Raw genomic sequence first — 18,833 nt, 5'->3', positions numbered from 1 at the left:
AAGGCTGCCGAGCGACCGTACCGAGGCGGACCGAATGCCGGATCATCGCCGTCGGGCCCGCTGGGCTGCCTCGCGATCGGTGATGATCTGCTTGCGGCGCTGCGTCATCGCTTCGGCGGGTGAGCCGGCCCCGACGATCGCATCGAACACCGCGCGTGCGTCCTCGAGCGCGTCACGTGCGCCGACTCCGGCGGCCGGAGTGATGGCGTGGTCGGCGTCACCGATCAGGAGCACCGAATCCTGAGGCGCGCGCGCTCCGTCCAGGGGAACGTCGCGGGCGTTGCTGACGTGCACCAGTTCCGTGTGCGACAGTAAATCCGACACCAGCGCCTCAATGGAAGGCGTTGCGGCCAAGATGGTTTCGGCCCATTCACCGGTCGGCCGCATCCCGATATCGTCGCGGGTAGCGGGGAGGGGTTCGCGCGGGATCCGCACGAACCACAGAGCCGCCGGATCCTCTGGGCGCCAGATGTGCCCGAAAGTACTGCCGGCACTGCCGTCTTCGGCGACCTCGGCGAAGAAGTGCAGGACCGCGGGTGCGGTGGCCGGCGGAGAATTTAATGGCGTGCCGGTCATCCCGTACAGCACGACGTCACCGGCGTAGACCGGGATGCGGCCGGGTTCCAGGCCCGCGCGGACCACGGAGTCGATACCGTCGGCGCCGACCACCAGTCCCTCGGCGGCGACGACGTCCGCGCCGCGCCGGATCTCGTGGCCGTCGTCACCCGAGGTCACCTCGGTGATCGGCTCGCCGTAGCGCAGCTCCGCGCCGGAGCCCGCGACGAACTCCGACAACACACCCATGAGGTTGCGGCGCAACCAGAAGCGATGACCGCGACTGGGCATTTCGCTGCGCCGACCGCGACTGTCTTCATAGTCGAGCCCCGCCAGCGGATACGAAACCTCGTGCAGCGCCGAACGATCGACGCCCATCGCCTCCATCGCGTCGTGCCCGCGACCATCGATGAACAGAAACGCCCCGGCTCCGGGACCGGGGCGCTGTTGTTCGTAGACCGTTACCTGACGACCTTTCCGCGCGAGACCACCGGCCAGGCAACTGCCCGCGATCCCACCACCGACAACACTGACCATGTAACTGCGATCTCCTAGCGTTGTCGTGCCGACGGCCACCCGCTGGGAGGGGCACTCATCCACATTGCCATGCTCGGCCGAACCTTCGCCGAGGACTGATCGACCGAGCGCGGATGGCGCCACCGCAGAGCACGTCTCATGATGGAAGAGCGGGCCACCAATCCAAAAGCTCTTCGAGGCAAAGAATCCGAGTGGGCACGGGTCGAGACATGCGCTCCCCCATCGCATCGACGGTGCTCAGCTCGGTGGAATTCGCTTCAGGCTGCCGACACTGAGCGATCCACTCGCCCCGGTGCGCAGTGTCGCCTCCGCCGCGCGGACATAGCCGAGAGGGTCTTTGTCTACGGGCTCGACGCCGGCGTAATTGCTCGCTTCGTAGGCGGCGAAGGCGACGGCGAGTTGGTGGCGGCGCGCCAACCCGGCCAGGCGGCGGAAGTCGGTGAGCCCCCCACGTTCTTCCTCGGCCATATGGTCGCTGTTGGCCAGGTTCGCCGCAGCTACGGCCGCGTACCAATCGTCGGTGCCGACCTGGTGTCGCGCTACTTCGGCGACCGCGTCCCTGATCTCGTTGTGGTCGTGGATCGCGTCGAGTGTCTCGTCCTCCGTCCCGCTCGCGCGCCGGGCCGCGATCCCTGCCTGGAGCAGCTCGGGATAGAAGATCTCCTCCTCGGCCTGCGCGTGCAGCTCGAGGAAGGCCGCCAGTCTGTCCCAGATCGCGGACAGCGCGGCGGTTTCCCCGCGATCGATCTGCTCCAGGATCGCGAACAGCCGCCGCTGCTCGTGATGGTCATCGAGAATCAGCTCGGTAATGTCCACATTTCCTCCCTGACGCCGCGTTCGAGTAAGCATTGGACTCGACGACCGACTGCCGCGCGGGCAGCCGGAACGTCCATGGGAACCTGACGACAACGTACTACCGAGCCGCGGCCCGACGCTCACATTCCGCCGCGGAACCCGCATGGATACCCGATCGCGATCGTCAACGACAAAGTGCCCCGCCGTGAAACGGCTGACCGAACCTCGGGAGCGGCAGCTTTGCGACCGATCCTCCGTTTCCGCGTGGTAGGTGTGGGTAGCTCGGTGGTGGTGAGGTTCGCTCGGCTCGGTGGGAGGAACGGTGTCTCGTTCGCTGATGAAGGTGATTTCCGCGGCCGCGCTGGTGTGCGGCCCGGTTTCCGTCGGAGCCGGTGCGGCGGCCGGTGTACCGCAGTTGCCGTTGCCGCCGATCGGCGGTGGATCGGGGATCGTGATCGATGACCGGGCCGAGTGCACGCTTACCGCCATCGGCTACGACGCGGCCGGCAGGCTGGTCGGTTTGACGGCGGGGCATTGCGGCGAGCCCGGGGCGAAGGTGGCGTCGGTGACCTATCCCAGCTATGGGGTGCTAGGGCGGTTCGTCTACGCCGATCACGAACTGGACTACGCGATCATCCAATTCGATGACGCGCGGGTCGCTCCAGCCCGCGACGTCGGTGGTTTCGCCATCGACGGCCTCGGCGCACCCGCGCGATTTCCCGACGTGGTGTGCAAGAAGGGCCGCACGACCGGCCGAACCTGCGGTGTCGCCTGGGGCGACATGATGGGCCGCGGCAGCGACACCTGGACCCAAATATGTGTGCTCAAGGGCGATTCCGGCGCGCCGGTGGTGATCGGTTCGACCCTGGTCGGCATGGTCAACGCCTACTGGGGCATGGGGTGTCTCGGGCCCGAGGTGGGAACCGACATCAACGCCATCCTCGCCGACATCGACTCCCGCGACGACGTAGGCGCCGGATTCCGTCCCATCTGAGCCCAGCAGCGTGACCAGCGACGAACTTCGGCACCGCTCATTGCAGGACGGCAACCGCCTGCGCGGTCCGAGAAACGGTGTGCTCTGCAATGGCGCTGGCTGTCCTGAGCAGAGAGGTCGGTCAACCGGCTGACGGAGGCTGCGCGGCCGACGGCCCTTCGGTCAGGGCGGCCAGGACCGCCGAAGTGTCGTGATAGTAGGGCCGGAATTCGGTGATCAGGCTGTCTCGAAAGCTGATCCATTGCAGCAGTGAGGTTTCCAGTATCCGTCCGGTGCGCCGCGCACGTAGACGACCCCGGCTGTAGACCACGACGCTGGCCTCGTCGTCGAGGAAATGCTGCTCGTCGAACCACAAGCCGTCCCAGTTCTCTCGCATCGCGGCGAGGAATCTCCGGAATCCGTCGTGTCCATGCCAATCGCCGCCATAGGGCAGGCTCGACGCCTGGCGCATGACCACATCCGGCGCCAGATGCCGGGCCATTTCCTCGAACCCGGACCCGTCGGTGAGATACGCCGCCTCCGACGCGTAGAAGGCCCTCAGGGTGCTCATCACATCAGCTGTCATGCGCACGATCCTCGTCACCGCCATCCCGCCCGCGCTGGCGGGAATCAGCCATCGTGATAGACCGGGGATCGGTGGTGTTACCTCTCCCCCGGTGTCTCTCGTCATAGGCGAGGTTGTCGACGCTACCCGGCCGACGCCGTCCGGACAGCGTCGGACACCCCATCGCGGCTGATCGAGGGACTACCCGAGGAGTGGGCATGAGCACGCCGACGGCGAGCGCGACTACCGAGATCTACTTTCGCGCGGCGGCCGCGACCCTGAGTGACGGCCGTGGTTCCCGGCAGCCAGGTCGAGATCATCCTGTGGTCGCACGAGGTCGCTTCCCGACAGCCGGTAGCGGCGCGGCGCCCGGTCCGCTCATGACTCCTCGGACCCGAGCCGCCTGGCCTTCGTCCGCCACGACGTGTTCGCGGTCCCCTTCCACGAATCGTCCGCCGGACGTCAGTCGATGGATGCGGACGCCTCGTCGCGAAGGGCGGCGATCGTGGCGCGCAGTGATTCCGCGGTGGGCGTCGGCTCGATGCCGAAGGCCGCGGTCGCGGCCGAGGAGTCGATCACGAACGGACGATCGAACTGATACCGCAGTTCGCGCATCTCGCGGGCGTTGGGATCGAAGAGCCCTCCGACCCAGAGCACCGCGGCGGGCATCCGGCTCACCCGCGCGGGCGGCGCGTCCGCGACCGTCGCCGCGAGCCCGGCGAGTTCGCGAAGGGACATCGGCGGCGCGGTGGGCGTGTGCCAAGCGCGGCCCCAAGCGTTTTCGTCGTGGGCGACCGCGACGAGAGTACGTGCGGTGTCGGTGACGTCGGTCCAGCTGTGCGCGGCGTCCGGATCGGCGGGGAACAGCACCCGGCGGCCGGCCAGCACGGCGGGCAGCGCCGCGACGGTGAACGCCGACGTCGCTCCGGCGCCGAGGTAGTCCGATCCGCGTACTTCGGCGGTGCGGACGCGGCCCGCTTCGTGCGCCGCCAGCGCCTCGGTCCAGAGCTCCGCGCGCACGCGCCCTTTCACGCTGTTGGGACGCAGCGGGTGCTGTTCGCTGATCGGACCGTCGACCTGACCGTAGCCGTACAGGTTTCCGACGCTCAGCAGCGCGGCGCCGGTAGCCTCCGCCGCCTGCAACACGGCGGCGGCCAGGGGCGGAAAGTCGCTCGCCCAGCGCTGATACGGAGGCTGCGCGCACTGGAAGATCACCTCCGCGCCCGCACAATGCCCGATCAATGCCGCCGAGTCGGCGGCGTCGGCGGCGACGCGCTCGATCAGCGGATGATCCGGGCCGACGCCGCGCCGGGTGATCACGCGCACCTGGGCGCCGCGTGCGGCGAGCAACGCGGCGGTGGTCGCGCCCACCGGGCCGGCTCCGATGACAACGTGCAGAACCATGGCAATCCATCCTGTCGGGCGTTCCGTTTAGAGAACAGTGTTCTCCATGCGGCTCCACCGTAAGTCAGAACAATGTGCGAAGTCAAGAGCACTGTTCACCGAACCAACATATGTTCTGTTATCGGTTGCTTGTTCTCTACACTGGGGAGATGTCCGCCCGATCCCTACGCGCCCGCATTCGCTCCGAGATGACCGAGGAGATCAAAGAGGTCGCGCGCAGACGGTTGGCCGTGGACGGCGCGAACCTGTCCTTACGCGGGGTCGCACGGGATATGGACATCGTTCCGTCCGCGCTCTACCGCTACTTCCCGAGTCGGGACGACCTGCTGACCGCCTTGATTCTCGACGCCTACCGCGCCCTGGCCGCCGAAGCCGAAACCGCCGACGCGAAGGTTCCCGCCGCCGATCTACGCGGCCGGTGGCTGGCGGTGTGCTCGGCGGTGCGGGACTGGGCGCTGGCCCATCCGGCCGAATACGGACTGCTCTACGGCAGCCCGGTACCCGGATACTTCGCACCCGAGGACACCGTGGCCCCCGCCACGGCCGTGGTCTTCCGGCTGGTCGCCATCGCGCAGGAGGGGGCGGGAAGACTGACGCCGCCACCGCTTCCGGCCCCGCTGCCCGCGCCCGTCCGCACCGACCTGCGCCGACTCATCGAGCAGAAGCCGCCCGCCGACATGCCCGAAGACGTACTCGACCGGGTCTTCGTCGGCTGGACCCAGCTGTTCGGCCTGATCAGCTTCGAGATCTTCGGCCGCCTGAACGGAACCATCGACGCCCGCGACGAATACTTCGGTCACCACATGAACGTGATGGCCGACCTGGTCGGCCTGCCGTAACCCGGCCTCCGGCGGTCTCCTCGCCGCCTTCTTCGCAGCCCGGCCTCGATCCGGTCCGACCAGCTCATCTGTACGACGACATGGCGGCGTGTCCGCAGCGGCGTGCGGGTAGCGCACGCCGGGCGGCGCTACGGTACACAGCACCGAGATTCTCCGCGTTCCATTCGCCCGAGCACGACTCATTCGTGGAGGAACATTGCCGAGCTCGTTCACTCGCAGGGGGTTTCTGTCCAGCGCGGCGACTTCGGCCACGGCCGCCGTCACGACCGGAGCCGCGCCGGGCAAGGCCCGAGCGGACACCGATCCGGACAAGCCGAACATCCTGGTGATCATCGTGGACGAGATGCGGACACCCGTATGGTTTCCCGACCAGCAGACGCTGGACGCCGTGCTGCCGAACATCGCAAGGATCCGCCGGGGCAGCGTGTCGTTCGAGAACCACTACACGGCGGCCAACGACTGCACGCCCGCCCGGGGTTGCCTGCTGACCGGCCTCTACGCGCAGCAGACCGGGGTCATGGTCGTGTCGGAGTCGACGTTGTCGCCGCTGTTCCCGACGTGGGGGTCCATGCTGCGCGACCACGGTTACGACACCACCTACTGGGGCAAGTGGCATCTCGGCAGCTACCCGGATCGCACACCGGGCGCGCTCGAAGCCTACGGATTCCACGGCGGCACCTATCCCTCACCGAACGGCGCGCCGGGTCAAGGGCTGCAAATGGATCCGAAGATCGTCGACCAATTCGTCGACTGGTTCCACAACGATTCCGGCAATGCGCCCTGGTGCACGACGGTGTCGCTGGTCAACCCGCACGACATCCAATGGTGGCCGCGCTGGACCCGTCGCGACCAGTTCAACGCCGACATCCCACGCTGGATGAACGAGCTGCCGCCCAATTTCGAGTCGCTCGAACAACTTTCGCGCAAACCGCGCCTGCAGATGGCGCTGGTGGAGGTCTCGGCGGTGGCGTTCGGAGCGGCGCCCTACGGAACGCCGGAAGCCATGCAGGCCTGGATCGAGATGCGCAATCTGTATCTGTGGGCGCAGCAGCAGGTCGATATCCAGATCGGCCGCGTGCTGGACACCTTGCAGTCGCGTCCGGACGTCGCCGCCAACACCGTCGTCGTCTTCACCTCCGACCACGGTGATTACGCGGGCTCCCACGGCCTGCACGGCAAAGGCGGCGCCGCCTACGACGAGGCGCTGCGCGTCCCGCTCTACGTCCACGATCCGCGCGGCCACTTGAGCCCGGTGAACGGGACGAGCACCAGGGACCAGCTCACTTCCAGTGTCGATTTCACTCCCCTGCTGCTCACCATCGGCACCGGCGGCGACGAATGGCGCGGCGACGGACGCTACGAACATCTCAGCGGGCGTCTCGACATCGCCGCGCTGTGCCGCAACCCGGGAGCCGCGGGCAGGCCGTGGGTCGCCCATACCACCGACGAGGCTTCGATCGAGGAAGCCGCGATGCTGTTCGATCAGAACGCCCCGGGCCACGTCGCGATGGTGCGCACCCCGGACGCGAAATTCGCCTCCTATTCCCATTGGGTGCACGGCCGGATCCAGATCGACCCGGCGGCCGCACAGGAATTCGAGCTCTACGACTACAGCACCGACGGCGGCAGGCTCGAACTCGACAACCAAGCCGCCACCGGGAATCCGTTGCGCGGCGAGATGGAGTCGCTGCTGGACAACGTCATTCGCACCGAGATCCAGCAACCGCTGCCGCCGTATCTGCGGGCCGCGCAGGACGAAGGCATCGGCGACTACCTCTCGGCGCAGACGAACGTGTTGGTCCAAGCCGAACGCATCGGCAACGCCTTGCTCGATGCCGTGCCGAAGCCGTCCTAGCTCCTACAGCAAGCCCCGCACGCCCAGGTCGGTGACGTATTTCTCGATCAGCTCCCGGGAGATCTGCGGAATATCCTGATCGGCGCCGATTTTCGCGGCTCGGACGGCAGCACGGAATTTGTCCGCGGGCAATGCCGAGCCACGAACGGCCGGGGCCGGTCGTCGATAGGCGTGCAACAACGGCAGCACGGAGGCCTGGCGCTGAGCTTCCGGTAACGCACGCAGGGAGGTCTCGAATCGGGTGACCCACTCGTCGTAATCGGCGATCCGCTCGATGCGATGGCCCGCGTCGATCAGCCAGTCGACGAACTCGTCGAGCGAGCGGCCGTCGTCGTGCGGGTTGAGCACGTCGAAACTGTGGAAACCCGTCCCCGCCGTCGCGCCGAGAATGGTGATCGCCTCGGCGGTGAAATCGGCGGGCAGGCCGTCGTAGTGGGCGCGCGAGCGTTGGCCGTTCGCGTCGGTGCGGTAGAAGGAGAACGGCGCGATCCCCGTGACGAGCAGGCTCAGCAGCAGCCGGGTGAAGATGTCGGGCACGTTGAGCTGACCGGTGTAACGCCGGTCGGCGAGGATCATGTCCGACCGGAACACCGCCACCGGAAGCCCGCACAGGTCGTTGGCCTCGCGCAGCAGCACCTCGCCTGCCCACTTGCTGTTGCCGTAGCCGTTGGCGTAACTGTCGTCCACCGCGCGCACCGCGCTGAGCTCGCGGATGTCGCCGTCCTCGGCGAAGACGGCCGGGTCGATCTGCGTGGCCACGGCGACCGTGGACAGATAGGTGAACGGCTTGAGCCGCGTGGTCAGGGCGAGACGGATCAACTCGGCGGTGCCGACCACGTTGGGGCCGAACAGTTGCCGATACGGCAGCACGTGGTTGACCAGTGCGGCGGGATGCACGATCACGTCGACCTGTTCGGCCAGCCGTTGCCAGGTCCGATCGTCGAGCCCCAGGTTCGGATCACCGATGTCGCCGGGGATCACCTCCAGATGCGCGGCGGCCAGATCCTGGAATTCCTGGACCAGGCCGGGATCTCCGGTGTCGAAGGCGCTGTCGAGTCGCTTGCGCGCCGCGGCGGCGTCGGAACCCCGGACCAGGCAGACCAGCGTGCCTCCGCTGTCGTGCATCCGCCGCAGCCATTCCAGACAAAGGAAACGGCCGAGGTAGCCGTTCGCACCGGTCAGCAGCACCGTCCGCACGGTTGCGGAGGGGCGCGCCAGATTCGGCGCCTCGGCGAGGGTGCGGGCGTCGAGGAACTTGTCGAGGGTCAGATCGGCGGCGCGCACCGGCGACCCGGCGCCGTGCACCGAGGCGTAGGTGGCGCCCCGCGTCCCCGAGGCGCGCTCGGCCGCGATGTAAGCCGCCACCTCGCGCAGACCGTTGGCCGGGCTGATCACCACCGACACCGGCACCTCGACCTCGAAGATCTCGTGCAGCAGGTTCGACAGCGACAGCGCCGAGAGCGAATCGCCGCCGAGGTCGCCGAAGTGCGCGTCGGGGCGCAGATCGGCGTCCGCGCAGCCCAGTACGGCCTTCGCCGCGCGGCTCACCGTCTCCAGCACGGGCAGGTGATCCGCGGTGCGGCGCAGGTCGAGCAGTTCGTTCGCCTGCCCGGCGGCCTGCTCGGCGTAGAGTGCTTGCAAGCGCGGCTCGTAGTGCTCTTTGAGCTTGGGCCGCAACAGCTTTCCGATGCCGCTCAGCAACCCGTTGGCGGTGGTGAACGGTTCCGGCTCGATCAGGAACTCGCGCGGGATCTCGTAGGACTGCAGCTCGGCGTCCTTGGCCAGCTGTCGCAGCGAGTCGCTCAGCGCCGTCTTCATCTTCTCGGGATCGCCCCAGGCCAGCACGTCCTCGGTGGGCACGATCACGGCGAGTAGATAGGCGCGTTCACTGCTGCCGTACACGAAGATCTGCCGGATCAGCGGACTGGTCGCGTAGACCGACTCCAGGCGCGAAACCGCGACGAATTCGCCCTGGGAGAGTTTCAGCACGTTGTTGCGCCGATCGACGTAGACCAGGTGATCCGGGGCGAGTTCGGCGACGATGTCGCCGGTTTTGTAGAAGCCGTCGGAGTCGAAGACCTCGGCCGTGACCTCGGGCCGCTTGTAGTACCCGGAGATCAGGGTGCTGCTCTTCAACAGCAGCTCGCCGCGCGGATGCGGCTTGTCGGTCCGGAAGTAGCCCAGCTCGGGGACGTCGACGAGTTTGTAGTCCAGTACCGGCGGCCGCTGCACCCGTTCGTCGATGACGACCACGCCGCCCGCCTCGGTGGATCCGTAGCCGTCGTGCAACTCCAGATCGAGCACCGACTCGACGAACGATTTCATCTCCGCCGACACCGGGGCGCTCCCGCAGATCGCCATGACCAGTCGTCCGCCCAGGAAGTGTTCGCGCAGTTCGGTTTTCACCTCCGCCTCCAGCGCGACGCGGTCCACGCCGGGCCCGTAGCGCCGGTCCACCTCGCTCTGGTAGCGCTGGAAGACCATGTCGCACACGCGCGGAACGAAGAACAGCTCGGTCGGCCGGGCCAGCGCGATGTCGTCGAACAGCGTCGACATATCGCTCTCGGCCGCGAAGTACGCGGTGCCGCCGCGCGCCAGCACGCCGGTCAGCGACCCGCGACCGGCCACATGGCTCATCGGCATGTAGTTGAAGTTGATCGCGGCGACGTCGGGCCGGTTCACCCATCCCCTGGCGACCAGCCGCTGGCTGTACATCGCGCCTTTCGGGGTTCCGGTACTGCCCGAGGTGTAGATCAGCAGCGCCAGCGGGTCCTCGCCGGGCTCGGCGACGAACAGCGGCGCAGGCGGCAGCGTCCGGCCGCGCGCCAGCACCTCGTCGAGCGATTCGACGCGCACCGCGCTGCCCGCGTCGGCCAGCCGCGCGCGGGCCGCGTCGAACGCCGCCCGCTGGTCGTCGTCTTCCGGGTGGTAGTCGAAGACGACCAGCCGTTGTGGCCCGGACTCCGACAGCGCGCACGTCACCGCGGCGTCGAGCAGTTCCGGTGTCGCCGCCAGCGCCCGCGGCTCGGTCTCCGCCACGATCGCGGTGAGCTGGGCGACCGGGGCGCTGGATTGCATGGGTACCGCGACCAGGCCGAGGTGGATGCAGGCCAGGTCGAGCGTGGTGTAGTCACTGCTGGTGAAGCCCAGGATGCCCAAGAAGTCGCCTGCCCGCAGCGGTGTGTCCGCGTCACCGTGCCATGCGGCGGCGACCGCGCGCACGCGCTCCCACAGCTCGCCGTAGGTGATGGTGTCGAACCGCGGCAGCAGCGTCAGCGTGGCGCGTCCGGTCTCGTCGGTGCGCAGCTCGGTCGCGCGCTGGGCGACGGCGGGCCGGTCGGCGTAGCCGACCATCACCGTCTCGACGATCTGAGCGAGCCCCGCTCCGGGGTCGCGAATCTTCTCGGCGACGTCCGCACGCGGTGTGGCGTTGCGGATGTCGTCGTATTCGGCATATAGCCGGGTGATGCGGCGCATGAGCCGCTCCCCGCGTGTTTCGGGTGCCACGACGACCTCCTTCGGTCCTTGAACGCGCCTCCATAAACACGTTAGCTCGACTAAGTACTTTGGTCAGGCAATAGCCGCCGCGCACGTCTGTGACACTGGACACGGTGCCGGGAAGGTCCTGAAACTACTCGGTATTGCGTTGTGCCGCACACTCAGCCTGGTGCTGCCGGTACCAGTGTTATCGGGCTCCTGTTACCGGTGCCCGCCGCACCGCATGCTCGGTGCATGACACAGACCATATCGCCGGGGCCCGCGGCGACGACGGCCGCCGCGGCCGCACCGGCCGTGCTGGGAGCGCGGCGTTCGCTTGCCCTCCTCGCCGTCATTCTCACCGGGCAGTTCATGGCGGTGCTCGATGCCTCCATCGTCAACGTCGCCATTCCCTCCATCCGCAATTCCCTGCACACCAGCGGCGCGGCGCTGCAGCTGATCGTCGCCGGGTACGTCATCGCCTACGCCGTCCTGCTGGTCACCGGGGCGCGCCTCGGCGACCGATTCACCCAACGCCGCGCGTTCATCGCCGGACTCGCGCTGTTCACCCTCTCCTCGCTGGCCTGCGGTCTGGCCTGGAACGAGGCATCGCTGATCGTCTTCCGGTTCGCCCAGGGCGTCGGCGCGGCGGCCATGGTGCCGCAGATCATGACGCTCATCCAGCGCACCTTCACCGGCGATGCCCGCGCGCGGGCGCTGAGCGTCTACTCGGCCATCATCTCCGGCGGCATGGTCGCCGGACAGGTCCTCGGCGGGCTGATCGTCAACGCCGATCTCTTCGGCAGCAGCTGGCGCGGCGTGTTCCTGGTGAACGTGCCGATCGGCCTCGTATTGCTCGCGGCGGCGCCGCGCATCCTGCCGTCCTCGGCCCAGCGGCTCGAGCGCAAGCTCGATCTGCCGGGACTGGCCACGCTCACCGCGTCGGTGCTGCTGCTGGTGCTGCCGCTCGTCCTGGGGCGGGAGCTGGATTGGCCGTTGTGGTCGTGGATCGCCCTGACCGCCAGCGTGCTCGGCTTCGCCTCGTTCGTGGCGATCGAGCGGGTCGTCGCCACCCGTGGCGGCGAGCCCCTGTTCGCGCGGGCGGTACTCACCGCGCCCGGCCTCGTGCCCGCCGCGGTCGCGCTGTTCGTGACCATGGCGACCTTCGGCGGCTGGATGTTCGTCATGGCGATCCACCTACAGAGCACGCTGGGCTACAGCGCGCTGCACGCGGGTCTGCTGTTCGTCCCCCTCGGCGTGACCTTCGCCGTCGCCAGCCTGAACTGGGAACGCGTCCCGGCCCGGTTCCATCCGGTGATGATCCCGCTCGGCCTGGTCGTCGGGGCGGTGAGCATGGTCGCCCTCGGCGTGCTGCTACGTGACGGCGGCGACGTCGGACCGCTCGCGCTGACCCTGCTCGGCCTGTGCGGCGCGGGCAACGGCATCGCCTTCAGTCCGCTCATGACTCGCACGCTGGCCAAGGTCCCGATGAGCCTGGCGGCCGACGCGAGCGGCATCCTGGTGACCAACGTGCAACTCGGCGTGGTGGTCGGGATCGCCGGTTTCGGGTCGCTGTTCCTCGGCCTCGCGGGCAGCACGGTGCGCAGTGCGGCACATGCGCTCGGCGGCACCGCGATCGCCGAGGGCGTCACGGTCCTGCTGGCGGCCGCTTTCGCGGCTCGTGCGGCACGGTAGCCGACCCTCCGTTCGACAACCTTCGAATCATCGCGACGCAAACCATCGCGATCGGCCGCCCCTTGCGCGCATGCTCGCAAGGGGTGCGCCGAAGGTGGCCCGAGCCGCATCGTGCCCGGCTCGGGCCACCGATCGTCGCGTCATCGTTCGCGGGATGAAAGAAGGTGCGGGATGGGCGTTTTCGCGCTCGGTGTAGAACTCGACGGAGAGGGGTTCCGCCCCGAGGCGTGGCGGCGGGCGGCACACGCGCCGGACCGTCTGCTCACCGCGGATACCGTGCACAGGCGGGTGGCCGCCGCCGAGAACGCCGGGTTCACCCTGGCCACGTTCGCCGACTCGATCCTGCCGGGGCAGGAGATTCCCGGTCGCATCGACGCGGTGACGCGGGCGTCCTTCGTCGCGGCGACGACCAGCACGATCGGTCTGGTTCCTACCGTCGCCACCACCTACGCCGAACCGTTCCACACGGCATCGCAGGTGGCGTCGCTGGACTACGCCTCGCGGGGACGGGCCGGATGGATCGCCGAGCGCGTCGACGATCCGCGCGCCGCCGCCACCTGGGGACGTCGACCGGTGACGGAAGACGCCGATCTGGCCCGCGAGCAACGGGATTCGATCGAGGTGGCCCGTCGCCTGTGGGACTCGTGGGAAGACGACGCGGTGATCCGCGACTACGCCAGCGGCCGATTCCTGGACCGGAACAAGCTGCACTACATCGACTTCCAGGGCGAGACCTTCTCGGTGAAGGGACCCGCGATCGTGCCGCGGCCGCCACAGGGTCAGCCCGTGGTGTTCGGCACCGAAGGCGAGGTCGACGTCCGGCTCGTCGCCGCCGATTCCGTCGCGGCGGCCGTGGCGGCGGACTCCGGCGGGGCCGCGCTCGCCTTCGCCGAAGTCGAAGTGACCTTGGACGTTCCGGGCACGCGCGCAGCACAGCGATTCGGCGAATCCTCCGGTTCGCCGGGCCGCCTGGCGTTCTCCGGATCGGCCGGGGAATTGACCGATCTGCTGACCGAACTCAGCGCGCACCTGGACGGAGTGCGGCTGCACCTCGCCGTGATCGATGAGGATCTGCCAGTGCTCGCGCGCGAGGTCGTCCCCGCGCTGTTGCGCACCGGCGTCGCGCACCGCCCGATCCCCGGCTCGACCTTGCGCGCCAACCTCGGGTTGAACCGCCCCGCCAACCGCTACGCGACCACCCGCTGATCGTCAGGAGATCGTTTCCGTGACCGACTTCCCGCGTCCCGACGCCCAAGTCCACTTCGGCGTCTTCTTCCAAGGCGTGAACCACACCACCATCTGGTCCGACCCGTCCAGCGGCTCGCAGATCGACTTCGAAACCTTCCGCCGAGTCGCGCAGACCGCCGAGCGCGGCTTGTTCGACGCGTTCTTCCTCGGTGAGGGCCTGCGCCTGCGCGAGCAGGACGGCGCGATCCTGGAACTGGACATCGCGGGCCGCCCCGACGCGATCACCCAGCTCGCCGCGCTGGCGGGCGTCACCCGGCACATCGGCCTGGTGGCCACCCAGAACACCACCTACAACGAGCCCGCCGACCTGGCGCGCAAACTCGGCGGCCTGGACCTGCTGTCCGGTGGCCGGGCTGGCTGGAACGCGGTCACCACGGACAACGCCTGGACCGGCGCGAACTTCCGGCGCGGCGGATTCCTGGACCACGCGCTGCGTTACGAGCGCGCCGGGGAGTTCGTCGCCACGGTGCGGGCGATCTGGGACGCCTGGGACGACGGCGCGATCGCGACCTCGCAGCAGAGCCCGTCGTGGGCGCGTGCCGAGGCGATCCATCCGGTGGTGCGGACCGGCCCGCACTTCGACGTGGCGATCACCCCCACGCTGCCGCGCAGCGCGCAAGGGCATCCGGTGATCTTCCAGGCGGGTGATTCACCCACCGGCCGCGATTTCGCCGCTGCGCACGCCGATGTCATCTTCTCCAGGCACGGAACGCATTTCGACGACGCGCTGGCCTTCGCGAACGACATCCGTACACGCCTGCGCGCGGCGGGCCGGCCCGAGGACGACATCCGGATCCTGCCCGGCACGCAGATCATCCTCGCGGAGAAGGAATCCGAGGTCGAGGAGAAAGTGCGCTGGGTGAAGAGCGGCCAGTACACCGGCCAGACCGCGCTGTCGCTGGCCGGGCAGATCTGGGGCCGCGACCTGTCCGGCCTCGACCCCAACGGTCCCCTGCCCGCGGACGATCCGCAGCCACGCCCGATCTCGGAGACCCGAGGCGCACCGCGTTCCGGACAGGACCCGATCGCCATCGCCCGCGAATGGCGGGCCAGGGCAGAGGCGGAAAACCTCTCCCTGCGCGAAGTCGTGATCGCCTCCACCGAACGTTCCGGCTTCGCGGGCACCCCCACCCAGGTCGCGGACGAACTGGCCCGCTGGGTCCGCCACGGCGCGACCGACGGCTTCAACATCTCCCCTTACCTGGTCCCGACCGGCCTCGACGAAATCGTGAACTGGCTCGTCCCCGAACTCCAAGACCGCGGCGTCTACCGCACGGAATACACCGGAACCACCCTCCGCGCCCACCTCGGCCTACGCGAACCCCTCACCCGCCGCTCCTGATCGCACGACAGCCGAGCGACGGATCGCGCCCGAAGTTGTCGAACGGCACACCATCGAGAGGTCTACTCGCGATTCGCCGCAGCGATGCGCCACTCGTCAGGGATACGAACGGAGCCGCCATCCTGGATGGACGGCGGCTCCGGTTTCACGTTCGGTCAGAGCACGGATTCGATGGCGGCGACCAACTCCGGCGCGTCGGGGGTCGTCCGGGGGCGGAAGCGGCCCGCTACCTTGCCGTCGCGGTCGATGAGGAACTTCTCGAAGTTCCATTGGATGTCGCCGGCGTTGCCTTCGGCGTCGGGGGTGTCGGCCAGGGTCTGGTAGAGGGGGTGGCGCTGGTCGCCGTTGACGTCGGTCTTCTCCAGCAAGGGGAAGTCGACGCCGTAGGTGGTGGAACAGAACTGCTGGATCTCCTCCGCGGTGCCGGGCTCCTGGCCCATGAACTGGTTGCACGGCACGCCGACCACGCTGAAACCGCGCGGGCCGTAGGAATTGTGCAGTTCGACCAGGCCGGAGTACTGCGGTGTCAGCCCGCATTTGGAAGCCACGTTGACCAGCAGGACGGCGCGGTCGCCGACCAGGTCGGCCAGCGTCGTCGATTCGCCGGACAGCGTGCGTAGCGGAACTTCTCGAAGGCTCATAGGTACGTCACGGTACCGGATCACCGGGTTTCGGACCCGCCGCGGGCGCATCAGCCCACGACGGCTCAGCGCAACCTCGTCCGGCGCATCAGCCGCAGTGACATCAAGGTCATCTTCAGCTGCTTGTCGTAAGGCTGACCGGCCCGCGCGGCGAGCACCTGCTTCTTGAGCACGCCGACGTTCACCGTATCGGTGTACTTCAACAGGCCCTGGTCACCGTGCCGGGTGCCGACTCCGGACTGCTTCACTCCACCCGACGGCGTGCCTTTGGCGGCGTAGGTCGCGACGAAGCCGTCGTTGATGTTGATGTTGCCCGCTTGCAGCTGTGCGGCGATCCGCTCGCCGTGTGCCGCATCCCGGGTCCACACGCTGGCGTTGAGACCGTAGTCGGTCGCGTTGGCCAGGCGCACCGCTTCCTGCTCGTCGTCGAACGGGTACACGGTGACGACCGGGCCGAAGGTCTCCAGCGTCGCGTGGGTCATCTCGGGTGTCACGCCGGTCAGCACGGTGGCCTCATAGAAAGCGGGACCGACATCCGGGCGCGCTTGCCCGCCGACGTGCACGGTGGCGCCTTTGGCCCGCGCGTCGTCGACGTGCGCGGCGACCCGTTCCAGATGCTGCGGGGAGACCAGCGAACCGAACTCCGGCGTGTAGTCGTAGGCCCCGCCGATCTTTCCGTTCAATTCCGCCGCCGCGGCCACCAACCGGCGCAGGAATTCCTCGTGGAGGGACCGGTGCACGTAGATCCGTTCGATGTGCATGCACGCCTGCCCCGAGTTGGCGAAGGCGGCGAACACCGCGCCGGGAACCACCTCGTCCAGGTTCGCGTCGGCGAGCACGATCATCGGGTTCTTGCCGCCCAGTTCCAGGCTGCATCCGATGAGGTTGCGACCGGCCTGCTCGCCGACGATCCGGCCGGTGGCGGTCGAGCCGGTGAACATGACGAAGTCGACGTTGTCGATCAGGGTCGGCCCGATGTCGGGCCCTTCACCGCACACCACCTGGACCAGGCCGCGGGGCAGCCCGGCGCGGTGCAGCAGTTCGACGCCGAAGAGCACGCACAGCGCGGTCTTGTTGTCCGGCTTCAGGACCACGCCGTTGCCTGCCATCAGCGCGGGCATGGCGTCGGACAGGGCGATGGCGAAGGGAAAGTTCCACGGCGCGATCACGGCGACGAGACCTTTGGGCCGGTGCTGCTCGATCGAGGAGGTGATCAGCGGCATCGCGCCGCCGCGCCGCTTCGGCCGCAGCACCCGGCGCGCGGTCTTGAGGTAATGGCTGATCACCATGGGCACGTCGCAGGATTCCTCGACGGCCATGCGACGGGTCTTGCCGCACCCGATCTGGATGAGGTCGGCGATGGTCTCCACCTCGCCGAGGATCAGCTCGTGCAGCCGCTCGAACACCCGAAGCCGCTGGCGCAGCGGCAGTGCGGCCCACTCCGCCTGCGCCGCCCGGGCGGCGGCGCACGCCGTCAGCACGTCCTGCGGGGACGACTGCGGAAGCGCACCGACCGGCGCGCCGGTGTAGACCTCGGTCATCTCATATGGCGCCGCACCACCGTCGGCGGCGACCAGGCCGGTCAACCGGGCGAGCAGTTCCCCGGTGATCCTGGCGGGCAAGGTGCTCTCGGCCTTGTCGGTGTGTGCTGTGCTCATCGGATCTTCTCCATGACGTCGGGCATCGCCGCAGGTGCCGGGCCGGACCGCGCGACTGAATTAGAACACGTTCCGATTTTGGATTCATCGTATTCGCCCGGCCGCGCCCTGCCTACCTGCCGCGAGGGACGAATTCCGCTCATTCGTCCGTGGCGATCGACAGCGCTTGGGTCGGGCAGTATCGGACCGCGCGCTGTACGTCGCCGCGGGCCCGCGGGTCCGCGGCGGCGTCGAGGATCTCGACTTTGCCGCGTTTGGGGACGTGGAACGCCTCCGGCGCCTCGTCCTGGCACACGGCATGCCCCTGACACAGATCCAGATCGGCGAGCACTCGCATCGTGACTCCTTACTGTTCGTTCGGCCCCGCGCCGTCCGGGAGGGGACGTATCGGCGCCTCGGGTTGCACTTCGACCAGCACCAAGTGCGAGCCGCGCGGGGTGGATACCACCGCGACCACCGCGGCGGCCAAGTCGCTCGCGCGCAACATGTACGGATGCCTGGCGAACCCCCACGCTTTCCAGTCCTCCAGCACCGGGCCGACGATCTCGGGCGTGGAGTCCATGCCCATGCCGGTCAAGGTCGGTCCGGGGCGCACCTGAGACAGGCGGACGCCGCTACCCTCGAGCTCCATACGCATCTGCGCGGCCATCGCTTCCAGTCCCGCCTTGGCCGCGCTGTAGGCGCCTGTGCGCGGACGCGGCTCGGAGGCGCAATCCGAACTGATCAATACGATGTCGCCGCGCTGCCTGCGGAGCATGCCGGGCAGCACCCGGTGCACGAGACGCTGCGCGCCGACCAGATGGACCTGCACCTGGCGCACGAATCGTTCCGGATCCATCGCGTACGCCTGCCCGAACTCGATGTCGCCCGCACTGGAGACCAGGATCTCGGTAGGGCCGAGCGCTTCTTCGGCGGCACGCACGAATTCCTCCACCGAATCCGGCTCGGTGACGTCCAACCGATGGGCGAACGCCGCACCGCCGTCGGCCCGGATCTTGTCCGCCAGTTCGGCGCACTGCTCGACGCGACGCGCGCCGAGCGCGACCGGGTGGCCGAGTTCGGCCAGGGCGACGGCGGTGGCCGCGCCGATCCCGGAGGAGGCGCCGGCGACGAGCGCGGGCCTGCGCTCCGGATGGGGTGCGAATCTTGGCATTATCGGGTCTCCACGGTGATGGGTAGGTGCGCGAAGCCACGCACATTGGACGAATGAACCCGGGCGACACCGGAATCGAGGACGTCATAGGACCGC

Annotated in this window: 15 protein-coding genes and 1 pseudogene; 6 read left to right on the top strand and 10 right to left on the bottom strand. The window is 68.5% G+C overall.

What is annotated here, in order from left to right:
• Window positions 1–42: 42 nt before the first annotated feature.
• Entirely contained in the window at window positions 43–1,092 is a 1,050-nt protein-coding gene (locus tag ABZ824_RS24920; protein WP_356965602.1) for an FAD-dependent monooxygenase, read from the bottom strand.
• Window positions 1,093–1,329: 237 nt separating this feature from the next.
• Window positions 1,330–1,908 (bottom strand): hemerythrin domain-containing protein, encoded by a 579-nt coding sequence (locus ABZ824_RS24915; protein ID WP_356965601.1) that lies wholly within the window; start codon window positions 1,906–1,908, stop codon window positions 1,330–1,332.
• Between the two features lie 316 nt (window positions 1,909–2,224).
• Here ABZ824_RS24915 and ABZ824_RS24910 point away from each other — a divergent pair, with 316 nt between their 5' ends.
• Window positions 2,225–2,881, top strand: coding sequence for a serine protease (locus tag ABZ824_RS24910; protein ID WP_356965600.1), 657 nt, complete (start codon window positions 2,225–2,227; stop codon window positions 2,879–2,881).
• Between the two features lie 121 nt (window positions 2,882–3,002).
• On the opposite strand, the gene ABZ824_RS24905 is transcribed toward ABZ824_RS24910, so the two are convergent.
• Together ABZ824_RS24905 and ABZ824_RS24900 are read right to left on the bottom strand one after the other, a co-directional pair.
• A complete protein-coding gene (locus ABZ824_RS24905; RefSeq protein WP_356965599.1) occupies window positions 3,003–3,446 on the bottom strand; it encodes a nuclear transport factor 2 family protein in 444 nt (147 codons plus the stop codon).
• A gap of 441 nt (window positions 3,447–3,887) precedes the next feature.
• On the bottom strand, window positions 3,888–4,829 hold the full coding sequence (locus ABZ824_RS24900; RefSeq protein WP_356965598.1) for an NAD-dependent epimerase/dehydratase family protein: 942 nt from the start codon (window positions 4,827–4,829) through the stop codon (window positions 3,888–3,890).
• A 149-nt stretch (window positions 4,830–4,978) separates the two neighbouring features.
• Here ABZ824_RS24900 and ABZ824_RS24895 point away from each other — a divergent pair, with 149 nt between their 5' ends.
• Both ABZ824_RS24895 and ABZ824_RS24890 read left to right on the top strand, forming a co-directional pair.
• Complete coding sequence (locus ABZ824_RS24895; protein WP_356965597.1) at window positions 4,979–5,668, top strand: TetR/AcrR family transcriptional regulator; 690 nt, start codon at window positions 4,979–4,981, stop codon at window positions 5,666–5,668.
• A gap of 196 nt (window positions 5,669–5,864) precedes the next feature.
• On the top strand, window positions 5,865–7,523 hold the full coding sequence (locus ABZ824_RS24890; protein WP_356965596.1) for a sulfatase-like hydrolase/transferase: 1,659 nt from the start codon (window positions 5,865–5,867) through the stop codon (window positions 7,521–7,523).
• 3 nt (window positions 7,524–7,526) lie between these two features.
• Here ABZ824_RS24890 and car read toward each other — a convergent pair whose 3' ends face one another.
• Window positions 7,527–11,000 carry a carboxylic acid reductase gene (car, locus tag ABZ824_RS24885; RefSeq protein ID WP_356965945.1) on the bottom strand — a complete coding sequence of 1,158 codons (3,474 nt, stop codon included), beginning with the start codon at window positions 10,998–11,000 and terminating at the stop codon, window positions 7,527–7,529.
• Between the two features lie 255 nt (window positions 11,001–11,255).
• Between car and ABZ824_RS24880 the strand changes: the two genes are divergently transcribed.
• The 3 genes from ABZ824_RS24880 (at window position 11,256) to ABZ824_RS24870 (ending at window position 15,285) form a co-directional block, all read left to right on the top strand.
• The gene (locus ABZ824_RS24880) at window positions 11,256–12,695 is read left to right on the top strand and encodes an MFS transporter (RefSeq protein WP_356965595.1); all 1,440 of its coding nucleotides are present in this window, start codon (window positions 11,256–11,258) and stop codon (window positions 12,693–12,695) included.
• 171 nt (window positions 12,696–12,866) lie between these two features.
• Window positions 12,867–13,901 (top strand): LLM class flavin-dependent oxidoreductase, encoded by a 1,035-nt coding sequence (locus ABZ824_RS24875; RefSeq protein ID WP_356965594.1) that lies wholly within the window; start codon window positions 12,867–12,869, stop codon window positions 13,899–13,901.
• A gap of 19 nt (window positions 13,902–13,920) precedes the next feature.
• Window positions 13,921–15,285: an NtaA/DmoA family FMN-dependent monooxygenase gene (locus ABZ824_RS24870; RefSeq protein WP_356965593.1), complete on the top strand. Its 1,365-nt coding sequence runs from the start codon at window positions 13,921–13,923 to the stop codon at window positions 15,283–15,285.
• A gap of 155 nt (window positions 15,286–15,440) precedes the next feature.
• On the opposite strand, the gene ABZ824_RS24865 is transcribed toward ABZ824_RS24870, so the two are convergent.
• The 5 genes and pseudogenes from ABZ824_RS24865 to ABZ824_RS24845 all read right to left on the bottom strand — a co-directional run.
• Window positions 15,441–15,926, bottom strand: a complete 486-nt coding sequence (locus ABZ824_RS24865) for a glutathione peroxidase (protein WP_356965592.1) — start codon at window positions 15,924–15,926, stop codon at window positions 15,441–15,443.
• A 65-nt stretch (window positions 15,927–15,991) separates the two neighbouring features.
• Window positions 15,992–17,584, bottom strand: a complete 1,593-nt coding sequence (locus tag ABZ824_RS24860) for a succinic semialdehyde dehydrogenase (protein ID WP_356965591.1) — start codon at window positions 17,582–17,584, stop codon at window positions 15,992–15,994.
• A gap of 139 nt (window positions 17,585–17,723) precedes the next feature.
• Window positions 17,724–17,921 carry a ferredoxin gene (locus ABZ824_RS24855; protein ID WP_356965590.1) on the bottom strand — a complete coding sequence of 66 codons (198 nt, stop codon included), beginning with the start codon at window positions 17,919–17,921 and terminating at the stop codon, window positions 17,724–17,726.
• A gap of 9 nt (window positions 17,922–17,930) precedes the next feature.
• The gene (locus tag ABZ824_RS24850; RefSeq protein WP_356965589.1) at window positions 17,931–18,737 is read right to left on the bottom strand and encodes an SDR family oxidoreductase; all 807 of its coding nucleotides are present in this window, start codon (window positions 18,735–18,737) and stop codon (window positions 17,931–17,933) included.
• A pseudogene (locus ABZ824_RS24845) lies at window positions 18,737–18,833 on the bottom strand (cytochrome P450); the annotation flags it as partial. The pseudogene ABZ824_RS24845 and the gene ABZ824_RS24850, both read right to left, overlap by 1 nt.

The organism is Nocardia sp. NPDC047038 (genome assembly GCF_040644075.1).
In the GTDB taxonomy this organism is placed as follows: Bacteria; Actinomycetota; Actinomycetes; order Mycobacteriales; family Mycobacteriaceae; genus Nocardia; species Nocardia sichangensis.
Note: the sequence above shows the minus strand (reverse complement) of the source record. Positions and strands in the feature narration are given on the sequence as shown.